Below are 17770 nucleotides of genomic sequence, written 5' to 3'. Positions count from 1 at the left end.
TGTCACCCTACTTGTCTGCTTGATTATTATCCCTTATTTTCCAACAACTCTATTACAGGAACTAAATTTGTGAACCAGATATTACCATTATCAACAAATCAAAAAGAAATCTATGTTGATCAAATCATGTCCCCAAATAGTTGCCATATGCATATAGGCGCAACTGTGACTGTTCGTGGGATTTTTGATCGGGAAATTCTTAATTACGCGATGAGCAAAACAATTGATTGCCATCCAGGACTAAAAACAAGAATTTATGAAGTTGATGGCGAACCTTTCCAAACTATCGCAAGTCATACAAGTAATCATATTCCCTTTATTGACTTTTCTGGTCATGACAACAGTGATGAACAGGCTGAAAATTACATAAACCAGGAATTCATCAAACCCCTTACTTTTGGTGAAAATGCTACCTTAGCTGACTTTCAGTTGATTAAGGTTTGTGATGATAAGCATATAGTTTACGCTAAGTATCATCATGTTATTACGGACGGTTGGGGAGCAGCAATATTCTTTCGGGAAGTTATTAAAACTTATAATCAAATCCTCCAAGAGGGTAGGGAAGATCAAGAAACAAGAGACTGGGTAATCACAGAATATATAGAGGAGGAAACAAAGTATTTAGCATCGGATATTTTTATGCGGGATCGGCATTATTGGCAACAACGGCTCAATAATCTATCCCCGATGATTTTTCACCCTATCAAACAACCACAAGAACTTGATGGAAAAAGGCATTCTATTTACATTCCTCGTCACCAGTATGATCAAGTTGATGAGCTTTGTAAAAATGTTAAATCAAATGTGTTTCATTTTATTTTAAGCTTAATTGCTATTTACGTAAGTAAACATTATCTAAAAAATGATGTAGTTGTAGGTTTATCTTTATTGAATCGCAGTAAAAATATTTTTAAAGATGCCATTGGAATGTTTGTGAGTACCATTCCCTTTAGACTGGAAGTCGAGCAAGAAAACACAATTCATCAATTATTAGACAAGATTCGTTACTCATTACGTCAGGACTATCGCCATCAAAAGTTTCCTTTAGCGGAAATGAAACAGCTTTCTGGGTTAAAAGCCACCAGCAAGCAGCATTTATTTGAGGTTTTTCTTTCTTATGAAAGGCACGACTATGCTGACAGTTTACCTAATACCAAAACTACATGTGTTCCTCTTTATAGTCAGCAACAAAAAGTCCCCTTAATTATTTACGTGCGAGAATATGAAAAAACTGACGATGTAAAAATAGACTTTGACTATAACCTTTCTTATTTAGATGGGGAAGCAGTTGGGGAGATAGTAAGAAGTTTTGAAACTTTGTTTACCCAAGCTGCTACTAATTTGGAAATTTCGATTGGCGATCTTGCCATTTGTGATTCAGAAACTATAAACATAAGCCAACCGGACTCTCCATCAACAAAATTCTTTGCCGATGATACAGAAACACTGGTTTCTGCTTTTGAAAAGGTCGTTTCTCAATACCCACAAAATCTAGCAGTTCAATTTGATGGAGAACTTTATAAAAAGTTTCTTAGCTACACAGAATTAAATGATCAAGCCAATCGATTGGCCAATTACTTAATTAGTCAGGGGGTAAAACCAGGATCACGGGTGGGGATTTGTTTGGAGCGTTCTGAACAGATAATAGTTGCAATTTTGGCTATCATAAAAACTGGATCAGCTTATGTTCCCATTGATCCCCATGCTCCCAGTGTACGTCGCCAATTCATTGTGCAAGATAGTGGCATGACAACACTAATTACAGAAACATCCCTAATAGCAGAATTAGTCACTGAAAATATCAGTACCCTTACCATCGAATCAATCAATTTAGCACTTGCTAAACAGGCAAATACATTACCAATAATTAGTATTAAGCCGGATTTTCCTGCTTATATTATTTACACTAGTGGGTCTACGGGAACTCCCAAGGGTTGTGTTGTTACTCACAAAAATGCTATTCGTCTAATGCGTGCTACAGAACCTTGGTTTGGATTTAATGAAAAAGATATTTGGACTCTATTTCATTCCTTTGCTTTTGATTTTTCCGTATGGGAATTATGGGGTGCCTTACTATACGGTGGCAAGGTAATTGTTGTACCTTTCTGGTTAAGCAGAAATCCTGAAAAATTCCGAGAATTTCTCAGCACCGAAAAGGTAACAGTGCTCAATCAGACACCTTCAGCTTTTTACCAGTTGATTCACGCAGATCAAAGTAGCGTACAGGATATATATCTACGCTATATAATGTTTGGTGGCGAAGCTTTAAATATACAAAGCCTACAACCCTGGTTGGAAAGGTATGGGGATAAAAAACCCTACTTGATCAACATGTATGGTATTACAGAAACTACCGTTCATGTTACCTATCGTCCTATTACCCGTCAGGATTTAAAAGTTAGGGGAAGTTTTATAGGTAAGGAAATCGCCGATCTTCATATATATCTCTTGGATGAGAAATTATCACCTGTAGCTGATGGAATTCCCGGAGAAATTTATGTAGGTGGTGCGGGAGTAACTAATGGTTATTTGAATCGTCCTGCTTTAACAGCAGAAAGGTTTTTGCCCAATCCCTTTGGGAGTGGAAGAATGTACCGTAGCGGTGATTTGGCCAAGAGATTACCTAATGGGGATTTAGAGTATTTGGGCAGAATAGACCAACAAGTCAAAATTCGCGGATTCCGCATTGAGTTAGGAGAAATTCAAGCAGCTTTAATATCTCATTATCAAGTACGGGAAGCAGTAGTTATTACGGATGAATGGGAGGAAGAAAAGCGTTTAGTTGCTTATTATGTCCCAGATGAGTCTTCACCGACTGCTCATGAATTGCGTCAATACCTGAAAAATAAGTTGCCAGATTATATGATTCCCGCAGCTTATGTTAAGCTAGAGGTTCTTCCCTTGAATGTCAATGGCAAGGTTGATATTAAGGCCTTACCCATGCCAGATTGGAATTTGTTAAGGGTAGAGGAAGACTACATCGCTCCTCGCAATCTGGATGAAGAAATATTGTGTACAATAGTGGCAGAAATTCTTGGCTTGCAAAAGGTTGGCATTGATGATAATTTCTTTGAGATAGGTGGGGATTCTATTTTGGCTTTACAAGTGGTTGCTAGGGCCAAAAATGCGGGTTTTTTAATCTCTGCTGGAGAACTATATGAGTTAGCAACGGTTCGTTATTTGGCTACCAAGAAAGCTATAATTACATCTGGGGATGGGGTTAAGAAACTTCCTAACATAGGTTCTGCTCTGGTCTCTGATGCTGATAAACTGCTTTTACCACAAGATGTGGGAGATGCTTATCCCCTCTCTAGTTTACAGAGTGGAATGCTATATCATAGTGAATTAGATCCTGATTCGGCAATTTTTCATCAGATTTTCACTTTTGATCTGCAAATAGGTTATTCAGAATTGGCTTGGAAGCAAGCAATTGCCGATATTTGTTCAGCTAATCCGGTGTTAAGGACTTCCTTCCACTGGACAGGATATAGTCAACCACTGCAAATGGTGCATGAACAGGTGGAATTACCTTTAAGTGTTGTTGATTTGCGGGGTTGTGATAATGCTGATGAACAAATTAGGGAATGGATTGAGTTAGAAAAGAATCACAATTTTGATATTACTCAAGCACCCCTTTTCCGCTTGCAAATTCACAGAGTTTCTGATCTGAAACTGAGTTTTAGTTTTAGTTTTCATCATGTTATCCTGGATGGTTGGAGTGTGGCAACTTTATTAACACAATTATTAAGGCGTTATGTGGAATATTTGGCCACAGAAAATTTGCCACCACTACCAGTAACCCAAATTAGTTACAAGGATTTTATTGCCCAGGAACAAAACGTAATTACTAATCATACAGTACGTGAATTCTGGTTACAACATCTCAGGAATTTACAAGTCACTTTCCTGCCACGCTTAAGTACAAATACGGCAAAAACTACAGCAGCAAGTCATCAAAAACGTCAGCTCAAACGTATGTCTGTTCTTGTTGATACAAAATTAGCAGAAAAGCTGCGTCAAATTACTAAAAATCTCGGTGTTCCTTTAAAGACATCTTTGCTAGCCTTGCATCTGCGGGTTCTTTCCTTTATCACTGGACAAAAGCAGGTAGTTACAGGTAATGTCATTAATGCTAGACCGGAAACTAGTGGTAGCGAAAACTTACTTGGCTTGTTTGTTAATACTATACCTTTCCGCTTAGAATTACCGCAAGGTAACTGGTTAGACTTGGTGCGAGCAGTTTTCCGCTTGGAAACGGAAATTCTTCCCCATCGTACATTCCCACTCGCTGAAATTCAACGGGTTCTGGATCAGCGCCCTCTGTTTGACGTGGGGTTTAACTATGTTCATTTCCATGTTTATGAAGGACTGCTCAATTTGCCACAAATTCAGGTTGAAAATGTGGATATTTTTGAGGAAACAGATTTCCCCTTCTTAACGGAATTTTGTTTAGTACCTGGAAGTGCAGCGCTACAGCTGAATTTGATCTACGACACCCAACAATTTGCAGACACACAAGTTGACCAGTATGCCAACTATTACCAAGCTGCTATGTTTGATATGGTTACCAATCCCCAAACACCATATCACAGGCGATCGCTCATTTCTAGCCAAGAGCGTCAACACCTGATTCAAAGTGCTAATCAAAATCTGAAAGACTTTGTATCCTCCCAAACTCTGGTTTCTGCTTTTAACCAAACTGTTGCCAAACATGCTAATAAAACAGCCCTAGTCTATCAACAAACCAGTCTCAGTTTTGGAGAATTGGAAATCCAAGCCAATCGTCTGGCCCATTATCTACAAGCCAAGGGGATAGGACCGGAAACACTGGTAGGCCTATGTTTAGAGCGTTCTGAACAATTAATTATTAGCATATTGGGCATTTTGAAAGCTGGTGGTGCTTATGTCCCTATTGATCCGGCTTATCCTAGCGATCGCCTGGAATTTCTCTTCCGAGATAGTGGAATTATGCTTTTAATTACTCAAAGATCAGTGATTTCCCAACTACCAGAATGTGGAGCTGAAATGATTATTCTGGAGGATATTGCTGAAGAAATAGAGCAGGAGAATTCCCAAGCTCCAGAAGTTAACATACTGCCGCAAAATGCAGCCTATGTAATTTATACTAGCGGTTCCACAGGTCAACCCAAGGGTTGTATAGTCACCCATGCTAACGTAATACGTTTGTTTAACAGCACTGAAACCTGGTTTAACTTTGATAGTGAAGATATCTGGACTTTGTTTCATTCCTATGCTTTCGATTTCTCCGTGTGGGAAATGTGGGGTGGTTTATTATATGGTGGTCAAGTTGTAGTTGTTCCCCATTGGACAGTGCGCTCACCCAAGGAGTTTTTGCAAATGCTGGCAACACACAGAGTTACAGTATTGAATCAAACACCTTCAGCATTCAAACAACTTATTTCCGTTGTCCGCCAAAAGCCAGAAAAATTATCCTTACGCTATGTGATTTTTGGTGGTGAAGCCCTGGAATTAGCCGACCTACAACCCTGGATTGACTTATATGGTCATACCCAACCAGAGTTGATTAACATGTATGGTATTACAGAAACCACCGTACACGTCACCTATAGACCAATTACCCAGAAAGACATTATCAATAATCTTAACCATCGTCCCAGTGTCATTGGTCAGTCAATTCCCGATTTAGAGCTTTATATCTTGGATGAGAATTTAGATCCCACACCCACAGGAGTTACAGGAGAAATTTATATTGGCGGTGCAGGGGTGACGAGGGGATACCTTCAACAACCAGGACTCACCGCACAAAGATTTATTCCCCATGCTCATAGACCTGGTAGTCGGTTATATCGTAGTGGAGACCTAGCTAGATATTTACCCGATGGAGAAATTCAATATCTCGGACGTGCTGACCAACAAATTAAAATACGTGGATTCCGGATTGAACTGGAAGAGATTCAATTAGTAATCACTAGCCATCCTGATGTCAAACAAGCACTAGTAGTATGCCAGAAGTCTCCCACCGGTGAGAATCGCATAGTTGCTTACGTGATATTTAGTGGTGTGGCACAACCCCAAAATGACCTAGGAAAGTTTTTAAAAACTAAACTGCCTGATTATATGGTTCCATCAGTTTTTGTGCCAATAGAGACCATACCTTTAACTATCAATGGCAAAGTTGATTATGCTGCACTGCCAGTACATAATTGGAACTCAATCAAAAAGGATTACATTGCTCCCAGGAATGACCGCGAGGCAACTATTTGCTCCTTGATGGCATCACTGTTAAAATTAGAACGAGTGGGGGTGGATGATGATTTCTTTGAGATTGGTGGAGACTCTCTGTTAGTCACCCAGTTAGCTATTAGTTTGCGTCAAACATATGACACAGAATTTCCCTTACCGGAGCTATTTACTCATCGCACCCCGGGAGAAATTGCACTTTTAGTAGGAGATGAATCACCTGCACTACCAGAAATAGAAATCCCCAAAGCGTCGCGCACACGCCGTTCCGTCACCTTAACTGATGATGGCATCCTGTCTAAATATTAATTACCTTTACTGGGGCGACCACCTACCCAAAACTAAAAGTTTTGGGTAGAATTGGGCAGATATTTACTGAAATGAAACTAAGTGTTAACTTTCTCCATTGCCTGTCTTAGACTTAAAGGACGCATGTCAGTCCAAACCTCCTCAATATAGGCTAAACATTCTGCTTTATTTCCCTCTTTACCTGCTGCACGCCAACCTAATGGTACTTCTTTCCATTTAGGCCAAATGGAATATTGTTCCTCATGGTTGACTACTACCAAATAAATTGTACTATCGCTTTGCTCGTTGTTATACATTTTACCGTCTTCTAGTATCTATTAACCACTCACATTTTACAGAATTTTTCCTGTCTTAATTTTTTGGCTAAAATCTGGCTCCTCCATCCACATCTATAACACTGGCAGTAAAATAGTCACACTCAATAATAAAACGCACTGCTTGCCAGATTTCATAAGGTTCAGCAATACGTTTCAAGGGTATGCTTCCGGTCATATCAGCTAAAGCTGTGGGTGATACTCGGCTCAAAATAGGAGTATTTGTTAGTCCAGGAGCTACACCTGCTACTCGAAAACCGAAGGGAGCTAATTCTAAAGCCCAGGTGCGTGTATCTGCATCCAGCCCTGCTTTTGATGCGCTATAATTGGATTGTCCAGGGTTTCCTGATCTAGTTACAGAAGAAATATTGACGATCAGTGCTGGAGAAACATTTTGCTCGATAGCTACAGCAGCAAACTCCCGGGCCATGAAAAAAGCACCCGTCAAATTTACATCAATCACTCGCTTCCATTGTGCTGTTGGTAATTTTCTGAGCCAGCCATCCTCATCTTGTGTAACTAATAGACCATCTCTAAGAATGCCTGCATTATTGATAAGGGTATTAGGATGGCCGATTTTTTCACAAGCAGCAAAGATAAATTCTTTAACATTTGATTCATTTGCTACATCCAATTGTAAGACATAGATCTTACCAGGTAATTCTTTGGCCTCTAACTCCAGGCTTTTTAGCCCTTCCATATCTACATCTCCACCAACCACTGTAGCACCTGCACTGGCTAGTTCTAGAGCAATGCAGCGTCCGATCCCACTAGCAGCACCAGTTACTAAGCTCTTAGTATCTTCCAATTTCATTCCCAGATTCCTTAGGGTCTTTGTTTTAAAATTACCTCAAAAATTATAGTTGACTTTTTAAGACACAATGTGGTACTTGTACTTCTAGCAAGAGATAAAACCGAAACCGTAACCTAGTTCATATGTTTTTCAATCCTGCAATTTTCCCATTTACTTCTGCTTTGGAGGCAAGTTGGCCTGATATCCGTAAAGAACTGGAGCAATTACAGCCAGCAGACTTCATAGATTGGCCCGAGAGGAATATCTACAACCATGGTTGGGGGGTACTAGGACTATACGCTTTTGGACAAAGGTTAGAAGAGAACTGCAGGCTTTGTCCAAAAACGGCTGGAGTTGTGGAAAATATACCTGGCATGATAACAGCTGGATTCTCTTCTTTAGATCCAGGAACTTATATAGGTCCCCATTTTGGCGTGAGCAAAGCAGTTCTTCGCTGTCATCTGGGTGTGGTTGTACCTGATAACAATTGTGCTATCAGAGTGGATAAGGAAACTAAAAATTGGCAGGAGGGGAAATGCTTAGTTTTTGACGATACTTACGAACATGAAGCCTGGAATAGATCTAATAAAACGCGGATTGTGTTATTGGTAGACTTTATGAGAAGCAACCCCACTTCCGAAGAACTAGTGACAGGCGATCAGAATGTTGACCATGACTATTGGATAAATATCCTTAGACAAAAGGATGTAAATTTAAAGTAAGTAAGTCGGCGGGGAAATTTATAACTACGTAGCGAAAGGTTAAAAAAGGCAAGAGTTGTTAAATTTAATAGGTTTTGTACTATTATTCCAAGGGTTTTGGGCTACACCATTAAACTATTCCTTTAGATTAATTGTCAAAAAACCACAACATTCTCCCCGATTTCTACACCAGTTCTTCGATATTATCTTAAGGGAAGCGACTACTCCTTTCTAATTGTAACGAATACTAATCACTTAAACCATGGAAGTTTACGTATTGCCCCTGTCTGTAAGTCAAAAACAATTTTGGTACCGGGAAATAATGTTTACGGGCAATACGGCCTATCATATTCCCATAGGGTTAAATTTATTGGGTGACCTAGACTTTACTCTTCTAGAGAAATGTTTTCGCTACATTATCAATCGTCACGAAATTCTCAGAACCACTTTTGCGCTAGAAAATGGTGAACCTGTACAGTTGGTTCGTAGTGAACAACAGTTTCATTTACAACATAGGACCCTAGAATTGCCCCCGGAAAAATGGTCTGATTATGACCGATTACTAACCATTAAAAAAATCTTAGAGGACGAATCTCGTCAGTTGTTTGATCTAATTAAAGGTCCATTGTTGAGAGCAACGCTCTATAAAATATCAAATAAAGAACATATCCTTTTAGTCAATCTTCACCACATCATTAGTGATGGTTGGTCTTTGGGTATATTCATTCAGGAATTAACTCAGTTGTATGTTTCCAGGGCAGAAATTTCATTACCCGAACTACCAATTCAATATGGAGATTACGCCGAGTGGCAAGAGACCTATTTACAAACACAAAGAATTCAAGATCAATTAGCATATTGGCAAAAGAAATTAGCCTTACCATTACCGATTCTAGATTTACCGTCAGATAAAAATCGTCCCGCCTTACAGACCTTTAGTGGTGCAGTATTGCGTAAAACCCTACCCAGGGATTTAATAGATTCCTTAGAAGCTGTGGCCGCAAAAGAGGGGGTTACATTCTTTATGGTCACATTGGCGGTGTATCAAATTCTCTTGTTTCGTTACTCTGGACAAACGGATATTATCATTGGTACTCCTTGTGCTAATCGCAACAGGGGTGAATTGAAAAATTTGATTGGTTGTTTTATCAACACCCTACCCATAGTTTGCAGTTTAACGGGTCAACTTTCTTTTAAACAGGTGTTGCAACAAGTGGCCTCAACCTGTGTGGAGGCTTTTGCTAATCAAGAAGTTCCATTGGAAATAATAATTGATAAACTGAATATCACAAGGGATCCTGCCCACTCCCAGGTTTTTCAGAGTCTTTTCGCTCTACAGAATGCACCGATTGAAGAAATTAAGTTACCTGGGTTGACGGTTCAACCTGTATATTTAGATAACGGGGGAGCCAAATTTGATCTTAGTTTAATGCTAGAACCCACATTTGAAAAAGGATGGATAGCCGCATTAGAGTATAATACAGATTTATTTACAGCCCATACAGCCGAGGATATATTAAGACATTATGAGCAACTTTTAAGTGCAGTTATTGGGAACCTCGACACTAAAATTGATACTTTACCTTGGCTAAATACAGAAGAAAGAAGAGAACTGTTGTCTTTTGGATCTAGTGCCAGTGATCAAGAAGTTGAAGCGACAAATTTAGTTGATGTTTTTAGTCATATAGTAAACACTTATGGGGAAAAAGTTGCTCTAATTGAATCAGAAAGGACATTAACTTATCAGAAATTAAATCAGATATCAAACCAGTTGGCAAGTCACCTAATCGAAAAAGGAGTAGGCGCAGAAACCAGAGTAGGAATTTTCCAAGAACGTAGTCTGGAATTAGTAGCTTCCATCCTAGCAGTTTTAAAATGTGGTGCAACTTATGTTCCCTTAGATCCCCAATATCCAGCAGAGAGACTCAACTTCATAGCCCAAGATAGTGGTATTAGGTTGGTAATTACCACGGAACCCTTAAGAGCAAAAATTCCCGGGGAAATACCAGAACTTTTGTTAATTGACACCATGAAACCTACCAACCAATTGGTGCATCCAATCTCGAAGATTTTCCCGGAACAAGCAGCCTATATTATCTACACCAGTGGTTCCACAGGAAAACCAAAAGGCTGTTTAGTTACTCATAAAAATGTCCTCCGATTAATGAGAAACACTCAAAAATGGTTTGAGTTTAATGAGAAAGATGTATGGACAATGTTTCACTCATTTGCCTTTGATTTTTCAGTGTGGGAAATGTGGGGAGCATTATTGTATGGTGGTAAATTAGTAATAGTTCCCTATCTTGAAAGTCGTTCTCCCCATGATTTTAGACAGCTTTTAGCAACCCAACAGGTAACCATTCTCAATCAGACCCCTTCAGCTTTTCGTCAACTGATCAGAGCTGATCAAGAATTCACCCATCCTTTGAATAATTTGAGGGCAATTATTTTTGGTGGAGAAGCATTAGAACTGCAAAGTCTTAAACCTTGGATTGAACGTTATGGTGATAGTCATCCCAGGCTGATTAACATGTATGGAATCACGGAAACTACGGTTCACGTTACTTATCGTCAAATTTTGGCAGAAGACATTTTAGAAAACCGTGGTAGTGTAATTGGTATACCTATTCCTGATTTGTGTCTATACATACTAGACAGCTATTTTGAACCGGTACCTTATGGAGTTGCTGGGGAAATTTATGTAGGAGGAATGGGTGTGTCAAGAGGATATCTAAACCGCCCTTCTTTGACAGCAGAAAGATTTATTCCCAACCCTATCAGTCAAAAACCGGGGGCTAGATTGTATCGTACCGGAGATTTGGCCAGAAGATTGAGAAATGGTGATATTGAATATTTGGGACGTTGTGACTCCCAAGTGAAAATACGTGGGTTTAGAATTGAATTGGCGGAAATTGAAGCAGCTATAAATAAATTAACCCAAGTATCTGAATCTGTGGTCACTGTCCACTCAACCTCAGATCAAGACCGGAGATTAGTAGCCTATATTGTCCTGAGAAGTATAAATAATAATGAAATTGATAGAAATGAATTAAGGAAAGCTCTAAAGGAGAGTTTACCTGATTATATGGTTCCAGCAGCTTTTGTATTTTTAGATGCCATACCTTTGACCAATCAAGGCAAAATTAACCGTGGAGCTTTACCCTTACCCGATTGGGATCAGTCAACCACAAAAAGGAGTTTTATCCCTCCTGAAACTGATGCACAAAAGGCGTTATGTCACATTTGGCAACGGGTTTTAGGTATAGAAGAGATTGGCATTGAGGATAACTTCTTTGACTTGGGTGGTGACTCCATTTTAGCGTTGCGGGTGATCACAGAAATGCGTTCCCAAGGTTGGATATTAACCCCTAAGCAAATTTTCGAACAACAAACTGTCCAGAGATTGGCCCTGGCAATACAAGAACAAACCGATCTGCAAAGTTTTGCCGCAGCTGAAAATAATAATATACCCACAGGTGAAGTTCCCCTGAGTCCAATCCAACAGTGGTTTTTTGATCTCAAACTTTCTAATCCCCATCATTGGAATCAAACCTTGTTACTACAGGTAGATCCTTCTTTGCAGGTGACCCAAGTAGCAACAGCAATCAAGGTGGTTTTTGCCTACCACGATAATTTCCGACTTAGGTTTCAAAAGGAGTCGCAAGGTTGGCGGCAATTTTATGTAGAGAAGGATCAAGATGATGGATTTCCTTGGGAGGTAGTTGATCTGGACTTAAAAAGTGAAATTGAGCAAAATTCAATCATGAAGGAGGTCAGGGAAAAAAGTGAGAAATCGCTAAATTTGACCGAGGGACCAGTTTACATGGTAAAGTGGTTCAATCTGGGAGCGAATCGCCCGTCACAATTATTGATTGTCATCCATCACTTGATTATTGATGGTGTGTCTTGGAGGATTTTGCTACAAGATTTAGTTGACGTAATTGGTGGCAATAAACTGTCTTTTAAGACTACCTCGTGGCAAAAATGGTGTGAGTTCATACATGGCTACGTCAACTCCTATAATATTCAGAGTGAAAAGTTGTTTTGGCAAAACACCCTGGCTAGGAAAACGGCAAAACTACCATTAGATTTTCCCGAGTCCCTAGCTGAAAATCTAGAGTATTCTGTGAGCACAGTTAGTTGCCAATTGACAGCAAAAGAAACTCTAACTTTGCTGACTACAGCTAATAAAACCTACCGGACTAACCCTCAGGAATTATTAATTGCTGCTCTGGGAAAAACTCTGGCAGACATAACCCAAAATTCCTACGTCCAAATTATGCTAGAGGGTCATGGTAGAGAGGAATTATCTTCAGATTTAGATGTTACCCGTACTCTGGGTTGGTTTACTACTCTCTACCCCGTGAGTTTGGATTTGCCAAAAGGTGATTCTCAAACGGAAGCTATTAGAGAAATTATTAAAAGTGTCAAAGAACAATTGCGTGCTGTTCCCCAACGTGGGTTTGGTTATGGAATTTTAAAATATCTTGATCAGGAAACAAAACCGTTGTTAGCATCAGCAGTTGAAATCAGCTTTAATTATCTTGGTCAAGTGAGAAACGAGGGTGGTGCTAGACATAAATTTTTTACCCTATTAAATTCTCAAGGATTACCTACCAGAGATCCCCAAGCTACACGTCCCCACATCATTGATGTTAATGCTATTGTTGTGGAAGGAGAATTGCGTATTGACTGGTTATATAGTTCTAATTTGCACCAAGCATCAACTATTAATCGCTGGGTGTCTGATTTCAAGAGTAATCTCCTAAAAGTCGTGAACTTCTGTACAGAGGTGGGTGTGGGTGAGTACACACCTACAGACTTTACCCTTGCGCAACTTAACCAGTCAAAATTGGATATTTTGCAAAATCAATATCCCCATTTAGAAGATATTTATCCCCTTTCTCCTTTGCAGCAGGGAATGCTGTTCCATGCCATCTATGAACCAGATCAAGGAATTTATTTTGAGCAAGTAACTGGGAAGATAATTGGTAAATTGGATGTTGATAAATTTGCCTATGCTTGGCAAGTCATTGTAGACAGACACCCAGTTTTACGTACTTGTTTTGTTTGGGAAGAGCAAGATCAACCCCTGCAAATTGTCAACAAGGGAACTGGATTTTCACTGATTTATAAGGAGTGGCGCGACCTATCCCCTGCACAACAGATAGAGAAAATGGGCGAATACTTAGTGAAAGATAAGGAGCAGGGATTTAATCTCAATGATAGTCCTCTGATGCGATTTACTCTTATTTGTCTGGACGATTCCACATGGCAATGGTTGTGGAGTCATCATCATATTATTCTTGATGGTTGGTCATTACCAGTTATTTTTAAAGAGGTACTAAGCGTATACCAATCAGCTACTGAAAGAGTTCCCCACTCCTTGCTACCTGTTCCTCCCTACCGACATTATATCCAATGGCTAACAGGTCGTGATCAACTAAGGGCTAAACAATTTTGGCAAAAATATTTGGTAGGGATTTCTACTGGTACTCGTTTAGCCTGGGAAATTCCTGACCTAGAAAATAATTCCAGTGCATATCGAGAGGTAGAATTACGATTAGATGACTTAGAATTTGAGCTAGTGCAAAAAATGGCCCAGAGTCAAAGGTTAACGCTAAATACAATTGTTCAGGGTGCTTGGGCAATGTGCTTACAAAAGCATGGTGCAGGTGAAGATGTGATGTTTGGTGTAACTGTTGCTGGTAGACCGCCAGAATTATCGAACATGGAAAATATGGTGGGACTTTTCATCAATACTTTGCCAATGCGAGTGAAAATTGACCCTAGTCTATCCCTTGCTGATTGGTTGCAAAATATTCAACAGCAACATTTGGAAATGCGGGAGTATGAATATAGCAAATTGGCTGATATCCAAAAAGATTTGAATCTAGCAGGTTTAGCTTTGTTTGAAAGTCTGCTGGTGTTTGAGAATTATCCTGTTGACCAAAATTTAAAGAAACAGTTACCGGATTTCAGGGTTGATGACATTCAATTCTATGAAAGAACTAATTACCCGTTAACTGTGGGTGTCATTCCTGATCAGGGGTTGTTGTTAAAGCTAAACTATCAAACAAAGTTTTTGTCAGGTAATGCTGCAGAAAATTTGATATTACGTTTTCGTAATATCATCGTCAATATGACATTAAAACCAGAACAAACACTAGCGCAAGTTCTTGCTTTGTCAATTTCTGAACGGGAAGGATTAATCAATGCTTCTGAGAGTAATATTATAATAGAGGGAGGGTTTAAAACTGCCCATCAGTTATTTGAGTCCTATGCTGATCTCCAACCTGATTCCATTGCTGTGGTTTGTGATGAGTATAGCATTACCTATGGTGAGCTGGAAAACCGTGCTAACAATCTAGCGACTCAACTGGTAGATACTGGCATTGCTTATGAGTCCATAGTTGGGTTGTATTTTGACCCTGGTATTGAGTATATTATTTCCCTATTGGCAGTATTAAAAGTTGGTGGAGCATTTTTACCTTTGGATCGTAGTTATCCTGATCATAGGCTAAGATTTATTATAGAAAATAGTCAAGTATCAGTAATATTGACTAACAACATCATAGGATTGCCATTACAAGAAAATCTCCAAGTCTTAGATATTAGGAATTTGGAATCAAAGGGGAATCATCCCAGGTTGAATTTAAAGGTGAGACCGGAAAATTTGGCTTATGTAATTTATACATCTGGGTCTACTGGTAATCCAAAAGGTGTTTTAGTTACCCACTCTGGAATTCAAAACCTGGTGCAATGTCAGACAATGAGTTTTGGTGTCACAGCAAAAAGTTGTGTCTATCAATTTGCTGCTTTGAATTTTGACTCTGCTATAGCGGAGATTTTTATGTCCTTGGGTAGTGGGGCTGTGTTATATATACAATCCCAGGCACATCGTTCTCCTGGTTCCGAACTGTGGCAGAAATTAACAAACTGGGAAATTACCCATGTCACCCTTCCTCCATCGTTAGTAGCATCAATTGATACCCAAGACTTGCCTCGATTACAGACCTTGATTTTGGCTGGAGAAGCTGTTTCTGGAGATTTGCTACGGCGCTGGGGTAGAGGGCAACGGAGATGTTTTAATGCTTATGGACCCACAGAGGCAACAGTGTGTGCCAGTTTAATAGACTGTACCCACTTGCTTGGGGAACCAAGTATTGGCAAAGGAATCCCCAATGTGGAAATTTACCTTCTGGACTCATTTTTAGAGCCAGTTGTTCCCGGTGTGATCGGTGAAATTTATATCGGGGGCATTGGTTTAGCACGTGGTTATTTACAACGCCCTGGTTTGACAGCAGCTTTATTTATTCCCCATCCCTTTACCAAAACACCAGGATCTAGGCTTTATAAAACTGGCGATCGCGCTGTTTATGATCCAGAAGGCAACATTCGCTTTATAGGGCGTTATGATAATCAAGTTAAAATTAACGGTTATCGTATAGAGTTAGGAGAGATAGAAGCGGCTTTAACTAAACACGAGGCTGTAGAGAGTGCATTAGCTGTACTGCGGACAGATTTAATAGGACGTAATCGTATTCTGGGATACGCTTTGATAAAACCAGTGGAGGGTAGGGAACAACCAAATGATTTAAAAGAACACCTGGCAAAAATATTACCTGATTATATGATTCCGGGTGCGGTCATAGTGGTAGATGAATGGCCCCTAACTCCCAATGGTAAAATAGACCGCCAGAGGTTAGCAACACCCGATTTTTCAAGTACGGAAGTCATACCCAAAACGGATATAGAACAAATATTCGCCCAAATTTGGATAGAATTACTGGGACTAGAAACCGTTAATCCGCAGGATAATTTTTTTGAAATGGGGGGAGACTCAATTATCAGCTTACAAATGGTAACTCGCGCTCGTGCAGCAGGGTGGGAAATTAGCCCCAAAGATATTTTCGAGGGACAAACCCTTTCCCGCATAGCCACCAGGGCTAAATTGATGGAAACGCAAACGGAAATTGTTGAGCCTTTAACTGGGTTTATTCCCCTTTCCCCCATTCAGAATTGGTTTTTTGCCCAAAACTTTCTCCATCCCCATCACTGGAATCAGTCTGTGGCCTTGACTTGCAAACAACCCGTAAACACGGATGCATTAGTAGTAGCCCTACATACCTTGGTATCTCATCACGATATTTTCCGCATTGGGTTTGCCGAAAATGAAGGGGAATGGCAACAGTTCTATGTGGGTGAGGCCAAAAGTCCCAATGTGAAAATTATAGATTTTAGCCATTATTTACCAACTACCCACCTGGCATTTTTAAATTCAGCATTAGAAACAGAACATAGCAGTTTTAAACTTGACAGACCGCCATTAATAAGAATTCTCTGCGGTAGAAACTTGAATAATTATGGTGACGTGCTGTTTATATTTGCTCATCATTTAATTATAGATGCGGTGTCATGGCGTATTTTGCTAGAAGACTTAAATCAGGCCTACCAACAAACTATAGATCAACTAGACCAACTACAACAACCTAATTCCCCCCTTTCTCTACCCGTAAAAACAGCATCCTATAGGTCATGGACTACACACTTACACAGCTTGGCATCCTCCAAAATGACTCAAGATACTCCATTCTGGAAGGATATTCTGAATGCTGTAATTACTCCCCTACCTGTGGATAAGTCAGGCAATAATTCTGTGGATAGCACGGCAATTATATCCACTTACCTTACTGCAGAACAAACCGTAACACTGATAAAACAAGCGACTGTTACCTATCACGCTAGCGTGCAGGAAATTATGTTAGCTGCATTATTAAATACCCTCATCAGTATATACAAATCGGATCAGTGGCTGATTGACTTAGAAGGACATGGTAGGGAAGACATAGGCCATAACTTGGATCTTTCTAGAACAGTGGGGTGGTTTACCTGTCTTTATCCTATCTTGCTTAAACAACCAACCAATCCAGACAATCATGAAATTCTCCTCAAAGAGATTAAAAACCAATTACGAACGATTCCTCACCATGGAATTAGTTTTGGGTTACTACGTTATCTCAACCTAAATCAGCCTTTAAAAGAGAGTAAAAATGCTGATATTAGTTTTAATTATCTAGGTAGCCTGGACAGTCCATTAGGGGATAATCATAACTTTAGTGTCAGTGATGCTCCCGTAGGAGCAGGCGTATTTGCCTTACAACAGCGTACCCATATTTTAGCTATCAATGCCAAAATACAGGATAAGATTTTGCAAGTTGAATGGTCTTATAGTAGGAATATACATTATGATCAAACTATCGAGAATATAGCGAAAACATATTTACAAAGTTTAGGTTTGTATCTCACTAATTCCGATTCGGCTAACTCGTCATTTTATAGTGCTTCTGATTTCCAATTGGTGGATTTATCAGAAAGCGAACTTGGAGAGCTTCTAGAGGATTTAGAATGATTAAAACCTCCTGTAGATA

Annotated in this window: 5 protein-coding genes; 3 read left to right on the top strand and 2 right to left on the bottom strand. The window is 39.6% G+C overall.

The features are described 5' to 3' along the window. Nucleotides 1-69 precede the first annotated feature (69 nt). Entirely contained in the window at nt 70-6531 is a 6462-nt protein-coding gene (locus C6N34_RS15865; RefSeq protein WP_115538541.1) for a non-ribosomal peptide synthetase, read from the top strand. Between the two features lie 77 nt (nt 6532-6608). Here the strand turns inward: C6N34_RS15865 and C6N34_RS15860 are convergent, their stop codons facing one another. Continuing rightward, nucleotides 6609-6827 carry an MbtH family protein gene (locus C6N34_RS15860; RefSeq protein WP_006276683.1) on the bottom strand — a complete coding sequence of 73 codons (219 nt, stop codon included), beginning with the start codon at nt 6825-6827 and terminating at the stop codon, nt 6609-6611. Between the two features lie 67 nt (nt 6828-6894). After that, entirely contained in the window at nt 6895-7659 is a 765-nt protein-coding gene (locus C6N34_RS15855; protein ID WP_057178218.1) for an SDR family oxidoreductase, read from the bottom strand. Nucleotides 7660-7781: 122 nt separating this feature from the next. On the opposite strand from C6N34_RS15855, the gene C6N34_RS15850 reads away from it, so the two are divergent. Together C6N34_RS15850 and C6N34_RS15845 are read left to right on the top strand one after the other, a co-directional pair. Further along, the gene (locus tag C6N34_RS15850) at nt 7782-8360 is read left to right on the top strand and encodes an aspartyl/asparaginyl beta-hydroxylase domain-containing protein (RefSeq protein ID WP_006276681.1); all 579 of its coding nucleotides are present in this window, start codon (nt 7782-7784) and stop codon (nt 8358-8360) included. 241 nt (nt 8361-8601) lie between these two features. Continuing rightward, nucleotides 8602-17751 carry a non-ribosomal peptide synthetase gene (locus C6N34_RS15845; RefSeq protein ID WP_115538540.1) on the top strand — a complete coding sequence of 3050 codons (9150 nt, stop codon included), beginning with the start codon at nt 8602-8604 and terminating at the stop codon, nt 17749-17751. Nucleotides 17752-17770: the final 19 nt, after the last annotated feature.

The organism is Cylindrospermopsis raciborskii Cr2010, assembly GCF_003367075.2.
Lineage (GTDB): Bacteria > Cyanobacteriota > Cyanobacteriia > Cyanobacteriales > Nostocaceae > Raphidiopsis > Raphidiopsis raciborskii.
Note: the sequence above shows the minus strand (reverse complement) of the source record. Positions and strands in the feature narration are given on the sequence as shown.